The organism is Pseudomonas sp. HY7a-MNA-CIBAN-0227 (assembly GCF_040310325.1).
GTDB lineage: Bacteria > Pseudomonadota > Gammaproteobacteria > Pseudomonadales > Pseudomonadaceae > Aquipseudomonas.
On sequence record NZ_JBEOPT010000215.1, the window covers coordinates 1 to 259 of the forward strand.

Annotated in this window: 1 protein-coding gene; it reads right to left on the minus strand. The window is 47.5% G+C overall.

What is annotated here, in order from left to right:
• Positions 1 to 259: hypothetical protein (locus tag AAEZ06_RS27640; RefSeq protein ID WP_350617320.1), on the minus strand; the 259-nt coding region annotated here is incomplete at both ends.

Below are 259 nucleotides of genomic sequence, written 5' to 3' on the forward strand. Positions count from 1 at the left end.
GCTTGACTTGCTACACCACCATTTGCCGACGTTCTAGAAATAGTAATGTTTCCATCTCTGCTGTTCATATCAACAGCGCTTCCCTGTTTTACCATGGTAGCGGTATCACTTTGTGCACTTAATGCCCAACCTCTGTCTAAGGCAAACGTCGTCGCGTTCAACTGTCCCACAGTCGCCGCATCTGTGTCTGCCATACCGGCAGCTACATTGGTGATTCTATTAAAACCATTGTCAAGACCACCACTACTCAGTCTAACCG